At 65.4% G+C, this 732-nt stretch carries 1 protein-coding gene; it reads right to left on the minus strand.

Translation table 11 applies throughout. The features are described 5' to 3' along the window. Nucleotides 1-127: 127 nt before the first annotated feature. A partial coding sequence (locus tag R1101_RS0124905) for a lysophospholipid acyltransferase family protein (protein WP_016935819.1) occupies nucleotides 128-732 on the minus strand: 605 nt, incomplete at its 5' end.

The raw sequence follows: 732 nt of genomic DNA on the forward strand, positions 1-732 counted from the left end.
GCCGCCGTTTCGGGGTGAGCGGTCCCGTCTCGGCGGCCGTGCCCTGATCCGGTTCCGTCTCGTCGGCGGCACCGTCGTCCGGTTCCTCGTCGTCCGGTCGTCCCGGTTTCACTGTCTCGTTCGACATCTAGTCGGCGGGCCAACTGGACAGGGTGTGGCGGTAGAGATCCTCGACCTCGGCGATGTGCTCTCCGAGCTTCTTCCGCGACCAGCCGTTCACGTCGATCGGTTCGAGTACCGCCACGTCGACGGTGCCCGGACGCAGCAGGGTCGAGTGCTTCCACAGGATCTCACCGGTATTGCGGATCACGACCGGCACAATCGGGACACCGGCCTGCATCGCGATGTGGAAGGCGCCCTTCTTGAATCTGCCGATCGCCGGTGTCAGCGATCGTGTGCCCTCCGGGGCGATGACGAGCGACGTCCCCTGCCGGATGGTCTCGACGACGGGTTCGAGTGCCGCGACCGCCTGCTCGGTGTTGGAGCGGTCGACGAAGGTGGCGCCGACGAACCGCAGGAGCGGTCCGAACAGTGGATCGTCGGCCATCTCCTTCTTGGTCACGCCCGTGAAGTCCTGCCTCAGGACCTTGGCCAGCACTATCGGATCGAGCTGACTCTGATGGTTGAAGATGAACACCGCCGGTCGCACTGCCCACGCATTCGCCTCCCCGACGATGCGCACGTTCACGCCGGCAAGCGCCAGTGAGACCTCCGAACCGATGTTGATGACCG

It is taken from the genome of Rhodococcus sp. R1101 (genome assembly GCF_000278445.1).
Lineage (GTDB): Bacteria > Actinomycetota > Actinomycetes > Mycobacteriales > Mycobacteriaceae > Rhodococcus > Rhodococcus gordoniae.